The organism is Streptomyces sp. P9(2023) (genome assembly GCF_032436795.1).
Taxonomy (GTDB): domain Bacteria; phylum Actinomycetota; class Actinomycetes; order Streptomycetales; family Streptomycetaceae; genus Streptomyces.
Map to the genome: position 1 here is coordinate 17,819 of NZ_JAUPWM010000041.1, position 15,838 is coordinate 33,656.

Sequence of the window (15,838 nt, forward strand, 5' to 3'; positions counted from 1 at the left end):
AATTCGCGCGTGTGCGCTGAAAGCGTCCCAGAGCCCGTTCACGGGTGTTCCCACGGAGTGAACTGCGATGAGCAGTCCGTCGGTTGCCAAGCTCGCATCGAACAAGGTCTTCCTGCTCCTCCTGGCGGTCGTGGTGGCCGTGGTGGTCGCCGTGTCCACGCCCGCGGTCCGCAAGGAACTGAAGCAGTCCTTCTCACCGGTGCCGGCCCAGTACACCGAGCTGTACTTCACCCGCGCCCCGGTCGTCGCGGGGGGCTCGGTACTCGTCCCGGTCTCGGTGGACGACCGCGGGCCCGGCGATCGAACGCACCGGCTGCGGGTCTCGGTCGAAGCGGCCGACGGCCGCACCACGGCATCGACCACCACAGCCCTCACACCGCGCTCCGACGCTCCCGCGTCGGCCGTTTCCCAACTGCCGCTGCCGACGGGGTCCGTCATCGTCCGGGTCGCGCTGCTTGACAGCAGCCAGAGTCTGCACTTCCGGCTGCCCGCCCAAGGCGCTCCGGCCCCGGGGGGTACCCCATGACCGAAGGGGCAGTAGTGCACTCCCGCGTCGTGGTGACGACGAGTTGGGACGACGGGCACCGGCTCGATGACCGCCTCGCCAGGCTGCTCGACCGGTACGGCATCGCCGGCACGTTCTACATCGCGCCGCACAACGTCGAGATCGCCGCCCGCGACCGGCTGTCCCCGGCGGGAGTCCGCGAGCTGGCCGAGCGGTTCGAGATCGGCGGCCACACCCTCACGCACCAGCGGCTTCCGCGACTGACGGACAGCGCGGCCGCCGACGAGATACGCGCCGGCAAAGAGGAACTCGAGGGAACGGTCGGCACAGCGGTCACGAGCTTCTGCTATCCGCGCGGCGAGTACACCGCGGCCCACATCGATTCCGCCCGCGCCGCGGGCTTCAGGCGCGCGCGCACCGTGCGACGCAACTCGCTCGCCGCCGGTCCGCCCCTGGAACTGCCCACCACCGTCCACGCCTGCGCCCACCGCGTCGACGGGCCGGTCGCCCTCCGCCTGGCACGGCTGCGGCCGCGGACAGCCGCCAAGCTGTTCCTCCAGTGGGACGAGCTTGCCCTCAGGTGGTTCGACCTCTGCCTCGAGCGAGGTGGCGTGTTCCACCTCTGGGGCCACAGCTGGGAGCTCGACGCGCACCGCGACTGGCACCGACTGGAGCGGGTGCTCACTCACATCTCCGGACGTCCGGGGGTCAGCTACCTCTCCAACCGCAACCTCCCCGAGTTGGCGCAGCCATGACCACGAACCCGACCCGAGGAGGCCCCACGACAGCTGTCGCTCCGGTGGAGCGTGCGGCGGGCCGCGTCGGACGACGCGTCGCCGCCCGCCGGGGTGTCCTCGCGGCAACCGCTCTGGCCGTTCTCATCGAACTCCTTCCCGGTGCCATCACCCCCTTGCCGACCCTGGCCGGCGTGTGGCTCCTCCTCGGCGCGCCGATCGCGGTGTGGTACGGGCCCGCCTCCCGCATCGTGTCGACGCGGGACGGGCGCGTGCTGCTGGCCGCCGGACTGAGCGTCCTTTCTTCCCTCGTCGTGGCCCTGACGGTCAACTCGGTACTTCCGCTCGTCGGAGTGGAAGGGCCCCTCACGCGCACGGCGCTCGCCATCGGCTCGGCCCTGGCGGTCACGGCCGCCGCCGTCACGGTGGACCCGGCGGCCAAGGACCCGGACGCTCCCGCATGGTGGCTGCGGATCCGCACCCGGGGCCTGCCGGCCGGTCTTGTCGCCGTGACGGTCCTTGGCACGCTCGCGCTCGCGCTGTCCGTCGCGGGGCCGATACGGCTCAACAACCAGCTGGGCTCGGGAGTCAGCATCGCCGCGTTGGTGACCATCGCGGCTCTCCTGGCGCTCCTGATGATCAGGTACCGGCGCTACTCCTCGTCCGTCGTGGGAGTCGGTCTGTTCTTCGCCGCCGCCGGACTGCTGCTCCTCAGCTCGCTGCGAGGCTGGCACATCACCGGCCACGACATCCAGCGCGAGTACGAGGTGTTCGGGCTGACGTCGGACCAGAGCCGCTGGGACATGGCCACGTTCGCCGACCCCTACAACGCCTGCCTGAGCATCACCCTGCTGCCGACGTCCTGGGTCCGGCTGACCGACATCCCCGGCCCGTACATCTTCAAAGTCGTTCTGCCGCTTCTCTTCGCACTCGCACCCGTACTCGTCCACCGCTCCGTGCGCAACGTGGCTCCCCCGTTCGTGGCTGTGCTGTCGGCCGTCCTGTTCATGGTGTTTCCGACGTTCTTCACGGACATGATGTTCCTGGCCCGTCAGGAGGTCGCGTTCGTCTTCCTCGGATGCGCGATGGTCGTGCTGACCGACAAGGGCCGGGCTCTGCTGAGGCGTCGGATCACTTTCGTGCTGATGGCCGTCGGCGTCGTCCTGGCGCACTACTCCACGGCTTACGTCTTCCTCGCGGCCCTCGCGCTGGCACTCGTCGCGGACCTCTGCTGGCGGGTGCTCGCACGCACCCGGCGTGCGCGGCCGGTGGCCGGCGGGGAGCCGGCCTTCGTGACCTGGTGGATCGTCGTCGCCGCCGTGGGCGCGGCGCTCGTGTGGACCGGCCCGCTGACCAACACGGCCGGCCAACTCAGGTCCACCCTCGTCACCTCCGTACAAGAGGTGACGAGCGGCAGGCAGTCGACGGCCTGGTCGTCCGATGTGTCGTACAGCCTGTTCGGCGGGTCGCGGAGCAGCCCCGAAGAGCGGCTGCGCGACTTCCAGACCGTCACCGTGCGCGACACGGCCGTCGAGCGGGCGGCCGGGGTGTACGTGCCGTGGTCGGTGGCCTCGCCCGGAGCGGTCGAGCCCGCACCGGAGCCCCGCCTCCCCCTCACCTCGCTCGGGCAGACGGCGGAGGACCGCGGGGTCGGCGTGGCGGCGGTCGGCGACTTCCTGCGACAGGCGGCCGCACGGCTGTGGCAGGTGTTCCTGCTGCTCGGCATCGTCACCTCATTCTGGGCGCGGCGCAGGGAATTCCGCCCGACCCGTGACCAGGTGACACTGACCGTCGGCATGATCGCGGTCATCGGGATGCTCACCGTTCTGCCGCAGCTCTCTGTCGAGTACGGCCTACTGCGCGCCTTCCAGCAGGGCCTCTTCGTCTTCGCGCCCTTCATCGCGGCAGGCCTGGTGTGGGTGTGCAGATGGGTGGGACGGCGGTGGACCGAAACGCTCGCCTGCTCCGTGGTCCTGTTGCTCTTCTTCGACCTGACCGGCCTGCTGCCCAAGCTCTTCGGCGGGAATCCGCCGCAGCTGCACCTCGACAACGCGGGCAGGTACTACGACATCTACTACTCCCACGCCGAGGAGCGCGCGGCACTGGCCTGGCTGACCGCCCGTACTCCGCCCGAAGAACTCGGGGACGTCCAGTCGGAGAACCTGAGCGACCGCTTCAACCTGAGCAAGGCGGGGACGGTCGTCCCCACCACGGCGAGGAACGACATACACCCCCTGCTCATCCGCGAGGACGCCACCGTGCTCCTGGGCACGACGACGACCCGCAACGACGAAGCGACCATCTTCTACGGCGGTGACCTGGTGACCTACAAGTACCCCACCGCCCTCTTGGAGGAGACGAAGAACAAGATCTACAGCAGCGACGGCGCGGAGATCTACCGATGAAGGCGCCGGCCCAGCCGTACTCGGGCCCCCCGGCCCGCCCCGCCGGCGGCAAGAGGGCACGACGTCATGACCAGCTGACCCGCAGTTCCTTCTTCCTCATGGGCTCGTCGCTGGCGATGGCGGTGCTCGGCTTCGTCTTCTGGATCATCGTCGCGCGCCTCTACTCCCCCGAACAGGTGGGTCTCGCCACCACCCTGATCTCGGCGACCGAACTGATCGCCTTCTTCAGCCTCTTCGGGCTCAACAGCACGCTCATCCGCTTCCTCGCCCCGCCGGGCACCCGAAACGCGCAGATCACCAAGTCGGTACTCCTCGTGGGCGGCGCCGCATGCATCCTGGCGTCGGCCTACCTCTTCGGTCTGCGCTGGTACGGCCGCGACCTGCTGTTCGTGCGAGCCGACCTGTTGCTCGCGGCCGCCTTCGTGGCGTTCTGCGTCGTCGCCGCCCTCAACCAACTCACCGACGCCGTCTTCATCGGTGCCCGGAAACCGCAGTACAACCTGCTGGTCGACGGAGGTGTCCAGGGACTGACGAAGATCATTCTGCCGCTGTTCCTGGTGGGCGCCGGATCGTACGGAATCGTCACCGCGTCCGGTGGCGCCACCGCCGCGGCGGTGCTCGCCTCCTTCTTCTTCCTGTGGCGCAGAACCGGCTTCCGCTTCGACCTCCGGCTACGCCGCGCCCCCTTGCTCGCCCAGGCCGGCTTCTCGGCCGCGAGCTATGCGTTCAGCGCGCTGACGCTGGTGCCGATCCTGGTGACGCCGCTGATCGCGCTGCACTGGCTCGGCCCCGCGGCCGCGGCCTACTACTTCGTCGCCTTCCAGATCGCGAACCTGCTGAACACCCTGTCCGACAACGTGGGAGAGGCCATGCTGGCCGAGGTCTCCTACGACGAGACGCGGTTCGCGGAGATGCTCAGGCGCTCGGCCGTCATCCTCGCCGCGGTGCAGATCCCCGCTTCGGTCGTCCTCGTCGCCGCCGCCGGCCTGGTCCTGCGGTTGTTCGGCGGTGCCTACGTGGACCACGCCCAGGGCCCGCTGATCGTTCTGACCCTCGGCGCCCTCGCCGTCGCCCTGCGGACGTGGGCCAGCTTCGGGCTCAAGCTGGCCGGCAGCCTCAGGCACCTCGTCGTGAGTGGCGTCATCCTCACCGCGGTGTCCGTCGGCCTCGCCGTCGCGTGGGCACCGCGGGGCCTGCTGTGGATCGGCTGGGCATGGCTGGCGGGCAACCTCGCTTCCGGCGTCTACGCCTGCCTGGCACTGTTCGCCGGCCGACGAAGCGCCCACCGCCAGGCGTCCACGCCGGGGCCCTCTCGGAGCAAGGGAGACCGCTGATGACCGTCATCGCGACCAACCCGCACCTCGCGCATCCACCCCGGGCGTTCCCGCACGGCGCCGGGTGACACGCACCGAAGGAGGAACCGTCATGACACCGCGCGCCGTCCTGCTCGCCGCCCCCTACTTCCCCCCCGCCCTCGGAGGACTGGAGCAGTACGTCTGGAATCTCGCGCGCTCGCTGAGATCCCGGCACGGCCTGCGGGTCGTCGTCGCCACGACCGCGCCCCGCGGAACGCGCGGCGGACGGTACGACCACCCCGAAGGCTTTCCCGTATACCGCCTGCCGGCTCCGCTGCGGGTCTCCCACACACCGCTGGGCCTGCACTGGAGAAGCCGGCTGCACGACGTGATCGAGCGGGAGGGAGTCGAACTCGTCAACGCGCACGCGCCGGTGCCCCTGTTCGCCGACGCCGCCGCGCAGGCCTGCGGCGATCTGCCGTTCGTGCTGACCTACCACACGGGCCGGATGCGCAAGGGCCGCTTCCTGCCCGACCTGGTCTGCGCGGCCTACGAGCGGACGATGCTGGCCCGGACGGCCGGGCGTGCCCAGGAGATCGTGTGCTCCTCCGACTACATCCCAGGTGACCTGCCCGAACTCTTCGCGGGCCGGTACACGACCATCTCACCGGGGGTGGAACTGGAGAGCTTCCCGACGAGCCCGGTGCCGGACGCGCCGCGCATCGTGTTCGTCGGTTCGCTGGAGCGGTCCGCCGCCTACAAGGGGCTTCCCGACCTGCTGCGGGCGATCAGGCAGCTGGCCGGCGAGTTCCCCGATGTGCACCTCGACGTGGTCGGAGACGGCTCGGGGGCCGCCGGCCACGCGGCGCTCGCAGACCAGCTGGGCATTTCCCGGCACGTGACGTTCCGGGGACGGGTCGAAGGCGCGGACCTGGCATCGGCCTACCGCGACGCCCGCGTCCTGGCGCTGCCGACGCACTTCGACAGCTTCCCCTGTGTGCTCGTCGAGGCGATGGCCTGCGGGCGCCCGGTGGTGACGACCCGTGTGGGCGGCATCCCCTGGCTGGTCAAGGACGGGGGCAACGGACTCCTCGTGCCGCCCGGGGACGGGGAGCGCCTCGCCGAGGCGCTGGGATCGGTGCTCGGCGATCACGCCATGGCGCAGCGCCTCGGCAGCGCCGGCCGGGAGTACGTGGCCCGCGAGCTGACCTGGGACCGGCAGAGCGACCGTACCGTCGAGGTCTTCGACCGCGCCGCCGACCCCGGCCGCCGGGCGCGCACCGTCGCCATCATCGCGCCCAACTTCCCCCCGCGGCGCGGCGGTGTCGAGCACTACGCGCACCGCGTCGCGCAGGCGGTCGCCGCGGATCCGGGGATGCGCGCCGCGGTCATCACCGCGAGCACGACCGGATGGCGCACCTCGGTGGGCGTCGAGGACGGCGTGCCGGTCGTCCGGCTGGGCACATGGGTGCGCCATCTCAACACACCGGTCAGCCCGTTGTGGCCGTTGCAGCTGCGCCGCTGGCTGCGCCGGCTCCGCGTCGACGTCGTCCACGCCCATGCACCCGCTCCCGGCCTCGGCGATCTGGCGGTCGCCTGCTCCGGGCGCAGGCCGGCGGTCATGACCTACCACGCCGGGTCGATGCTCCAAGGGCACAAGGACGTCGATCTGCTGGTCCGCGCCTACGAACGGTATGCCCTGCCCCGGGTGTTCGCCCGCGCCGACGCTCTCGTCGCCAGTTCCCCGGTCTCGCTGGCCTTCGACCGACCCGGGGCCTTGGAGATCACGCCGGGGGTTGACGTGGAGCGGTTCACCCCGGGGCCGAAGGCATCCACCCGGCCGCGCACGATCCTGTTCGTGGGGAGGCTCGACCGGGCCTCACCCTGGAAGGGCGTCGACGTACTACTGCGCGCGTTCGCGGTACTCGCGCCCGAACTCCCCGAAGCCAGGCTCCGCCTGGTGGGCGGCGGGGACGCCGCAGCCGACCACGCGGCACTCGCCGAGCACCTGGGCATCACCGACCGCGTGGAGTTCACCGGATCCGTTCCCGGAGAGGTCCTGCTCGACGCGATGCGCAACGCCGCTGTGCTCGTGCTCCCGTCCCTCACCGCGGCCGAGTCCTTCGGCATGGTGCTGGTCGAGGCCATGGCCTGCGCCACCCCCGTGGTCGGATCAGACGCCGGCGGCATCCCGTACGTCATCACCGACCACGTCACCGGCCTCATCGTGCCGCGCAGCGACCCACACGCACTGGCAGCCGCCTGCACACGCGTACTGCGCGACGGCGACCTCGCCGACCGCCTCGGCGCAGCCGGCAGACAACGCGCCGTACAACGCTACGCCTGGCCCGCCCTCACCGACCGCTACCTGGACCTCTTCCGGTCACTGCACCCCACACCGACCGGCCGCGGCCTCCGACAGCGATCGTTGGCCGACGCGTCATCAGGAGCCTTCTCATGAACCCGCGTTCCGTTCTGATCGTGGCGCCACGTTTCCCGCCCGACGACAACGGTCCGGCGACGCGGCACGTGTGGCATCTCGCACGCCTCCTGAACTCCCGGCACGACTACCGGGTGGTGGTCGCGGCAGCCTCGCAACGGGGGACGAAGCCGCGGCGCCACGAACGTCACGACGGCATGCCGGTGTACCGGCTGGCCGCGCCCGGCACCCCGCCGGCTCTGCGCTGGGGCCACGACCTGCGCCGCATCATCGAGACGGAGCAGGTGGACCTCGTCGACGCCCACGCCTCCGCACCCCTGCTCGCCGCCGCCGCGGCGCGCGCCTGCCGTGACCTGCCACTCGTGCTGACCTGCCATGACAGCCGGCCCCCGCGAGGCCCACGGATACCGGCCTGGCAGACGATCTTGGCCCCGGCCGCCTCGCAGGCCCGCGAGATCGTGTGCGTGTCGGACGCCACCGCCCACCTGCCCGGGGTCCTCGCGGCCCGGGCCACCGCGATCGGCCACCGGACCTTCGAGGACGCGCTGGGTGAACCATCCTGGGAGGACCTGTGTGACCGTACCGTCGAGGTCTTCGACCGCGCCGCCGACCCCGGCCGCCGGGCGCGCACCGTCGCCATCATCGCGCCCTATTACGCGCCGCACATCGGCGGTGTCGAGCACTACGCGCACCGCGTCGCGCAGGCGGTCGCCGCGGATCCGGGGATGCGCGCCGCGGTCATCACCGCGAGCACGACCGGATGGCGCACCTCGGTGGGTGTCGAGGACGGTGTGCCGGTCGTTCGTCTGGGCACATGGACAAGCCGGTACGTCAACACACCGGTCAGCCCGTTGTGGCCGTTCCAGCTGCGCCGCTGGCTGCGCCGGCTCCACGTCGACGTCGTCCACGCCCATGCACCGGTCCCCGGCCTCGGCGAACTCGCGGTCGCGGTGTCCGGAAAGAGGCCGGCCGTCATGACCTACCACGCCGGAACCATGGTCAAGGGCGACAGATTCCGCGACCGGCTCCTGGGCTGTTACGAACGGAACGCCCTGCCCCGGGTGTTCGCCCGCACCCGCGCACTGGTCGCGGTGTCACCCGCCTCACTCGCTTCCGGCCGTCCCGGGGCTTTGGAGATCACGCCGGGGGTTGACGTGGAGCGGTTCACCCCGGGGCCGAAGGCATCCACCCGGCCGCGCACGATCCTGTTCGTGGGGAGGCTCGACCGGGCCTCACCCTGGAAGGGCGTCGACGTACTACTGCGCGCGTTCGCGGTACTCGCGCCCGAACTCCCCGAAGCCAGGCTCCGCCTGGTGGGCGGCGGGGACGCCGCAGCCGACCACGCGGCACTCGCCGAGCACCTGGGCATCACCGACCGCGTGGAGTTCACCGGACCGCTCACCGGGTCCCCGCTCATCGCGGAAATGCGTAACGCCGCTGTGCTCGTGCTCCCGTCCCTCACCGCGGCCGAGTCCTTCGGCATGGTGCTCGTCGAGGCGATGGCCTGCGCCACCCCCGTGGTCGGATCAGACGCCGGCGGCATCCCCTACGTCATCACCGACCATGTCACCGGCCTCATCGTGCCGCGCAGCGACCCACACGCACTGGCAGCCGCCTGCACACGCGTACTGCGCGACGGCGACCTCGCCGACCGCCTCGGCGCAGCCGGCAGACAACGCGCCGTACAACGCTACGCCTGGCCCGCCCTCACCGACCGCTACCTGGACCTCTTCCGGTCACTGCACCCCACACCGACCGGCGGCTGAGGTCGGCAACCGCGTCGCGCAGGGCGCCGAGGGCGGGTTTCGCGCTTCCGTCGGCCCGCCGCAGACCGAAGAAGTTCTCGCTGTCCCCCGTGTCCGTGCCGAGATCGCGGTCGGTGTACCAGATCAGGGCGGCAACATGCGGGGTTGCGGCCGCTGTGCGCACGACATCCGCGGCGATCTGTGCCTGACGTTCCTCAGGCACGTGCGTGGTCTCCTCCCCGACGGTGCCCGGCCGGCCGTCCGACGAGGTGCCGGGACCATTCGTCGGCGCGCCGAACTCGGTGATCCACACAGGCATGTCCGGTGTGCCGTTCGCGACGAGCACGCTCCTCAGGCTGTCCCGCGTGCCTTCGATCCGCTCCCACGGGGTACGCCACTGGGTCACCGAACTCGCCAGGAACGGGTACGTGTACGGGTGGTAGCCGACGGCGTCCACCACGCGGTTTCCGCCGCGCGCCGACACACCCTGCAGGAATGCGGTCTGGGAGATGTCCCCGTCCTTCGTGCTTGTCGCCGCAAGCCCGCCCAGAATGACGTACGACGCCGGGTCACTGAGCCACAACGCCTGGCTTGTCTCCTTCAGCAGCTCCGTATAGGCGCCTACATCAGGCGCGGGCGCCCACGAACGGGTGAGATTCGGCTCGTTCCAGACTTCCCAGGTGTGCACCCCGCGCGGTGCGTAGCGCGTCGCGGCAGCGCCGGCGAAAGCAGCGAAATCCACCGGGTCGGCAGGCCGGCAGTGCTTGCTGGTGCAGTCGGCCGGGCGCGCCCACGCCGGCGTGAACCCGAGAACCGGCAGGAGGGTCAGGCCTCGTTCCGCAACCGCGGTGACGACTCGGTCGAATCCCTCCCACCGGTACGTGTCCGGCCCGTCCGGTTGCACATTCGTCCAGAGCAGATCCGCCCTCACCCATCGCGCACCCACCTCGACGGCGTCATCGAGGGCGGCGCCGAGATCCCGGTCGGACATCCAGACCAGACGATCGCCGTAGGAGATCCCCACACGCAGGTTGTTCGGAGACCCAGGCGCGCATCCCATGGTCAGGAGCGCCACGACCGTGCACGCGATCACCCCCATGGTGACCGACCGACGACCTCGGCGATTTCCTCCCATTTGATCATCCTAACGTGACGCCTCCGCCATGGCAGGGTCGAAACGCTGAGGTCACGGGCGCGGTGGCGTCGCCGTTCGCCGGGCCGTCAGGAGGAGCACGCCCGTGTCGCCGTACTCGGGCAGGGTGCGGTCCTTCGCCAGTCGGCTGATGCGCAGCTCCTCGGTCAGCGGCGCGAAGACGGAGCGGACCGCGCCCGCGTCCACCGGGCAGGCCGGCCAGTCCGGCCCGTCGCCGATGCGGTAGCTGGGCATGCGTTCCATGAAGGCGGCCACGAGGTGCCCGCCCGGCCGCACCGAGCGGACGAAGTCGGCGCACAGGGCGGCGACCTCGGCGAAGTCCTCGGTGACGCTCTCGGCGACGAAGTTCATCGAGGCCAGGTCGTACCTCTCCACGGGGATGTCGTCGGCGCCGCCGGGAACGATCCGTACCCGGGCCAGGGCCTCGGCGGGCGTCTCGGGGAGGCCCGGGTCGAGTTCACGGCAGAGGGTGTAGAAGGCCTCCCAGCTGGCGTCGGGTCCCCGGGCCAGCTGCTCGCGGAGATAGCCGACGTTGGCCGTGCTGGGTTCGAGGGCGTCGATGCGCCGGCTCGCCGCGGCTGCCAGCATCAGGGGATACAGATTGGGCCCGGCGCCGAACTCCAGGGAGCGCGCGATGCTGCCGGGCGCGAACTGCCGGTAGAAGGCCGAGTGGTGGTGGATGACGCCGATGTCGCACGGGTGCAGCTGCCGGTAGTTCTCCGCCAGGTAGTCGACGACCGGCCACGAGTCCCAGTCCGCGTCGCGGTTGTGCCGGAGCGCCCGCGCTCGCGCCGACGAGTTCATCGCGAGTCCGCGGGCCGGCCGGCGGGGACGCCGGAGTGCGGGCTTCCGGGCACCCGCTGGAGGGCGAAACGCCGCGAGAGGTCGGTAAGGGCCGCGTTGAGCTGGTCGATCTCCTCGTCGGTGTTGGGGGCCGTGACCTGGATGCGGAAGCCCACGCGGTCGCGCGGGACGAGCGGATAGCTGGCCAGCGTGACGTAGATGCCCCGCCCCCACAGGAACGTGGCCACGGCTTCGAGGTCGTCCGCGTCGGCGAGCGGGATCTCGATGATGGGCAGTCCGTCGGTGTTGGGGGTGGCGATGTCCAGGGCCCGTACGTGGTCGAGGATCCGCGTGGTCTTGCGGTGGAGATCGGCCCGGATCGCGTCCCCGCGCTCGGCGTTGACGTCGAGCCCGGCGAGGGCGGTGGCGAGCGAGGCCGTCGGGGAGGGCCCGGAGTAGAGGTAGGGCGCCGCCGCGACCTTGAGGTGGTCCTTCAGCCACGTCGGTACGGCGAGGAAGGCGAGCAGCGAGGAGTACGCCTTGGAGAAGCCGCCGACCAGGACGACACCGTCGTAGGACTCGCCGAGATGGCGGATGATGCAGTTCCCCCGGGAGCCCCAGGGCGAGGACTCGCCACGGATCCGTTCGCCGATCACTCCAAAGCCGTGCGCGTCGTCCACGTACAGCAGCGCGCCGTTCTCGCGGCAGATCCGGGCGATCGCCCCGAGGTCCGGGAAGTTGCCGGTCATGCTGTTGACGCCGTCCATGCAGACCAGGCGGCTGACGTCGCCGGGGATGGAGCGCAGTTGCATCTCCAGCTCCCACGGGCTGTCGGCGTGGAAGCGCTGCACGGTCGCGCCCTGACCGCGGGCCACCACACACCCGTCGTACACCGTGCGGTGGGCCTGCGCCTCGACGAAGACCCGTCCGTCGCCGGCGAGCAGGGGGATCACCGACTGGTGGATGAGGGTGATCGTCGGCAGCAGCAGGGTGTCCGGCGCGCCGAGCAGTTCGGTCAGCCGCTCCTCGATCTGGGGGTACAGCCGGGGGCTGCCGATCAGGCGGGACCAGCTGGGGTGCGTGCCCCAGCTGCTGACCTGCGGCTCGATCGCCGCCATGATCTCCGGGTCGAGGTCGAAGCCCAGGTAGTTGCAGGAGGCGAAGTCGACGAGCCACTCGTTCTCGACGCGCAGCTTGCGGCCGTCGATCTCGTCGATGACGGCGTCGCACATCTGGCTGGTCCGCTTCAGGCGTTCCAGGTCGCGCAACCGGGGGTCGCGCTGCCCCGGGCCCGGCCCCGGGCGTCCGGCGACCGCCGGGGACCTCGTCGGCTTCCCTGGCGTGGTCCTTGCCGGGGTCCGCTCCGCCGGCCGCGCCGTGGGGGCGGTCGCGGCAGGTGCGGTCACGGCCGATGTGGACCCGTTGCCCGCCGAGGCGCGGCGCAGGAAGGACTCGGCCTGATGGGCGGTCATGGGCCTGGCGAACAGGAAGCCCTGCCCGTACTCGCAGCCCATGTCGGCGAGGAGCGCGCGCTGCCCCTCGTGCTCGATGCCCTCCGCGACGACCTTGAGTCCGAGGACGTCGGCGATGCGGACGATGCCCTCGACGAGCGCCATCTGCTGCGGGTCGGTGGTGATGTCGTCGATGAACGACTTGTCGACCTTGAGCACGTCGATGGGGAAGTCCCGCAGGTAGCTGAGCGAGGAGAACCCGGTGCCGAAGTCGTCGATCGCGAGGGAGACGCCCAGGTCGCGCAGCGCCCCCATGGTCGTGCGGATCTGCTCGTCCTTGCGCATCAGGACGGTCTCGGTGAGTTCGAGGACCAGGGAGCCCGGCGCGAGCCCGGAGGAGCTCAGGGTGCGGCGGACGTCGTCGAGGAGGCCCGGGTCGCGGAACTGACGGGCCGAGACGTTGACGTTGGCGCGCAGCGGCGGCTGCCGCCCGGGCCGGGAGCGCTGCCAGCGGGCGACGTCGAGCGCCGCGTGTTCCAGGACCCAGGCGCCGAGCGGCATGATGTGGCCGCTCTCCTCCGCGAGGGTGATGAAGTGGTCGGGCGGGACCATGCCCCGGCGGGCGTGCGGCCAGCGGATCAGCGCCTCGAAGCCGGCGACGGCGCCGCCCACGACCTCCATGATCGGCTGGTAGCGCAGGGCGAAGGCGTGGTCGGCGATGGCCGTGTCCATGCCCTCCTGGAGTTCGTGGCGGGCGACGAGCCGGGAGTGCAGCTCGGGCCGGAACCGCCGCCAGCGCTTCTTGCCCGCGGCCTTGGCGGCGTAGAGCGCGAGGTCGGCGTGGCCGAGGAGTTCCTCGGCGTGGGCGCTGTCCAGGACGGTGGCGACCCCGACGCTGGTCGAGACGGAGACGGCGCCGTCGGTGAGGTGGAAGGGCTGGCTCAGGGTGTGCACGATCTGCGCCGCGAGCGCCTCGGCGTCCCCGGGCTCCTTGGCCCCCTCGATCAGCACGGCGAACTCGTCCCCGCCGAGCCGGGCCGCCGTGTCGCTGAGCCGCAGGACGGAGGTCAGCCGGCGGGCGACGGCGACCAGGAGTTCGTCGCCGACCGAGTGCCCCATGGTGTCGTTGACGACCTTGAAGTCGTCCAGGTCGACGAAGAGCATGCAGGTCAGGGTGGACTCGCGGCGGCCGCGGAGCAGGGCCCGCTCGATCCGTTCGAGGAGCAGGACGCGGTTGGGCAGCCCGGTGAGGGAGTCGTGGAAGGCCCGGTGAGTGAGCTCGCGCTCCAGTTTCCGCTGCTCCGTCACGTCGCGCAGGGTGAGCACCAGGCCGTGGACGGTCTGTTCGTTACGGAGGTTGCTGCACCGCACCTCGACGTGCAGGTCGGTGGCCTCGCCCCGGCGCAGCTTCCAGTCGTCGCGCGCGTCCACGTCGTCGCGGGAGCGGACGTCCCCCAGGATCCGCAGCGCGCCGGCGGCGTCGCCGGGCGCGAGGAGGTCGGTCAGCGGCGTGCCGGGCAGCAGCGAGTGGCCGAACATGGACTCGGCCGAAGGGCTGGCGTACCGCACGGAGTCGTCGTCGTCGACGATCAGGATGACGTCGGAGGTGTTGTGGACGAGGGTGCGGAAGTACGCCTCGCTGGTACGGCGGTTGACCTCCTCGCTGAGCCCGAACCGCTCCAGGGCCAGGGCGGCCTGGGAGGCCAGGGACTGCGCGGGTCCGGAGATCGCGTGGAGCTTCTTCTCGGGCGCGGCGAGCAACAGGACGCCGAGCAGGGATTCCCCGGCGGCGGGCGCCTGGAGGGCGACCGGGCACATGAGGGCGTGCGAGAGCGGGCCGAGGGCGTGCGTGACGGTGGGGTCGAGCTCGTCGGTGGCGACGATCCGGCCGCCCTGGGCGAGGAGTTCGGGCCAGGGGGCGCCGTGGGGGCCGGTGAGTTCGGTGCCCCGGAAGTTCCAGGGCAGGTGCCCGGTCGGGACGGCGTACAGGAGCCGTCGGCGGTCGCGGGCGAGGAGCATCGTCTTGTGCGGGGTGCCCGGTCCGACGAGGGTCGCGGCGGCCACCTCGACGGCGCTGGCGACCTCGCGCGGGCTCAGAGAGGCCACCAGCGAGGCGGCGGCCACGCGCAGACTGCGCTCACGGGCCTCGGCGTTGCGGTGTTCGGCCATCATGCCCCAGAGCCGGGTGAGCACCAGCAGGAACATGATCGCGGAGAAGACCGCGATGACGGCGATGTCCTGCTCGCGGTCGTTACGCAGGGACTGGTAGAGCAGCAGGACGGGCGCGATGAGCGAGGCGGCGGCGAGCATCGCGAGGCGCCGTTCGGCGATGACGGCCGGGGGCTGGGCGGCGCGCTCGGTCAGGCCGGTCATGGAGGGGTGCAGGGCCGCGAGGCCCCAGGCGGTGAAGAAGAGGACCCAGCCGATGTCCCAGCCGGTGCCGACCTGCCAGGTGCCCTGCAGCTGGAGCGTTCCGTAGATGACGTCGGAGGCGAGGATGCCGCAGGTGCCGACGGTGAGCAGTTGGACGCTACGGGACTTCAGCCCGCCGGGGACCAGGAGGCGGGCGAGCATGGCGAGCATCAGGACGTCGCCGAGCGGATAGGCGATCGAGATCGCCTTCTCGATCCACGTCATGTCGGGCGACTTGGAGAGCGGGGTGATCAGGTTCACCCAGGAGAGCAGGGCGAGCCCGGAGGTGAGGATGAGGGCGTCGAGCGCCACGGCGAGGTCGCGCCCGGCGGCGCGGTAGCGGATGAACCCGAAGAGCCCGATGGCGAACAGCGGATACGTGGCCAGATAGAAGGCGTCCGCGACCGAGGGGAAGGGGTTGGTCTGCCCGAACAGGTTCTCCAGGAGGTTGTACGCGGTGTCCCCGGAGACGAAGGTGAAGTTGGCGCCCGCGAGCACGAGCCAGGGCCAGCGTCTGGCGGGTCGGTGGAGGTGGACTCCGGTGAGGATCGCGGCGACTCCGCTGAGGCCGATCAGCGCCCAGAAGACGGTGTTCCTGGAGGGGATCGTGAGATAGGCGGCCGTCAGCCCCGACACGACCGCCACGTAGACCAGGGTCCAGCTCTTCAGCGTCCCGGGCCGGAAAGGCACCCGGTTCTGCTGTCGCAGCGGCATCCTCGACCGCCCCCTTGCCAGGTCGGCGTCCGGTGGCGGAACGGACCCTGTGTCCCCCATTCTCCGGGCATCGCACGGCTGGTGCATCTCGAAGGGCCCCACTGCGGACCGGGCGCGGCCCTCGCCACGTCGACGCAGGTCAGAGCCCTCCGACATGCGCGGGGTACCCGCTCGGCGTAACGTCGCGGAAGGATCTCGGGT

At 71.1% G+C, this 15,838-nt stretch carries 9 protein-coding genes; 6 read left to right on the top strand and 3 right to left on the bottom strand.

Going from position 1 to position 15,838, the window contains the following annotated elements:
* Positions 1-67: 67 nt before the first annotated feature.
* The 6 genes from Q5762_RS31755 to Q5762_RS31780 all read left to right on the top strand — a co-directional run bounded on the left by Q5762_RS31755 (position 68) and on the right by Q5762_RS31780 (position 9,145).
* The gene (locus tag Q5762_RS31755; protein ID WP_315895730.1) at positions 68-526 is read left to right on the top strand and encodes a hypothetical protein; all 459 of its coding nucleotides are present in this window, start codon (positions 68-70) and stop codon (positions 524-526) included.
* On the top strand, positions 523-1,260 hold the full coding sequence (locus tag Q5762_RS31760; RefSeq protein ID WP_315895731.1) for a polysaccharide deacetylase family protein: 738 nt from the start codon (positions 523-525) through the stop codon (positions 1,258-1,260). Before Q5762_RS31755 ends, Q5762_RS31760 begins: the two co-directional genes overlap by 4 nt.
* Complete coding sequence (locus tag Q5762_RS31765) at positions 1,257-3,644, top strand: DUF2206 domain-containing protein (RefSeq protein ID WP_315895732.1); 2,388 nt, start codon at positions 1,257-1,259, stop codon at positions 3,642-3,644. The genes Q5762_RS31760 and Q5762_RS31765 overlap by 4 nt, the downstream gene beginning before the upstream one ends.
* A complete protein-coding gene (locus tag Q5762_RS31770; RefSeq protein ID WP_315895733.1) occupies positions 3,641-4,978 on the top strand; it encodes a lipopolysaccharide biosynthesis protein in 1,338 nt (445 codons plus the stop codon). The genes Q5762_RS31765 and Q5762_RS31770 overlap by 4 nt, the downstream gene beginning before the upstream one ends.
* Positions 4,979-5,069: 91 nt before the next feature.
* Entirely contained in the window at positions 5,070-7,400 is a 2,331-nt protein-coding gene (locus Q5762_RS31775; protein ID WP_315895734.1) for a glycosyltransferase family 4 protein, read from the top strand.
* Entirely contained in the window at positions 7,397-9,145 is a 1,749-nt protein-coding gene (locus Q5762_RS31780) for a glycosyltransferase (protein WP_315895735.1), read from the top strand. The genes Q5762_RS31775 and Q5762_RS31780 overlap by 4 nt, the downstream gene beginning before the upstream one ends.
* On the opposite strand, the gene Q5762_RS31785 is transcribed toward Q5762_RS31780, so the two are convergent.
* From Q5762_RS31785 to Q5762_RS31795, 3 genes are all read right to left on the bottom strand, one after another.
* A complete protein-coding gene (locus Q5762_RS31785; protein WP_315895736.1) occupies positions 9,087-10,148 on the bottom strand; it encodes a cellulase family glycosylhydrolase in 1,062 nt (353 codons plus the stop codon). The two genes, Q5762_RS31780 and Q5762_RS31785, sit on opposite strands and share 59 nt — an antisense overlap.
* Before the next feature lie 162 nt (positions 10,149-10,310).
* Positions 10,311-11,081 (bottom strand): class I SAM-dependent methyltransferase, encoded by a 771-nt coding sequence (locus tag Q5762_RS31790; protein ID WP_315895737.1) that lies wholly within the window; start codon positions 11,079-11,081, stop codon positions 10,311-10,313.
* Positions 11,078-15,637: an aminotransferase class I/II-fold pyridoxal phosphate-dependent enzyme gene (locus tag Q5762_RS31795; protein WP_315895738.1), complete on the bottom strand. Its 4,560-nt coding sequence runs from the start codon at positions 15,635-15,637 to the stop codon at positions 11,078-11,080. The genes Q5762_RS31790 and Q5762_RS31795 overlap by 4 nt, the downstream gene beginning before the upstream one ends.
* Positions 15,638-15,838 lie beyond the last annotated feature (201 nt).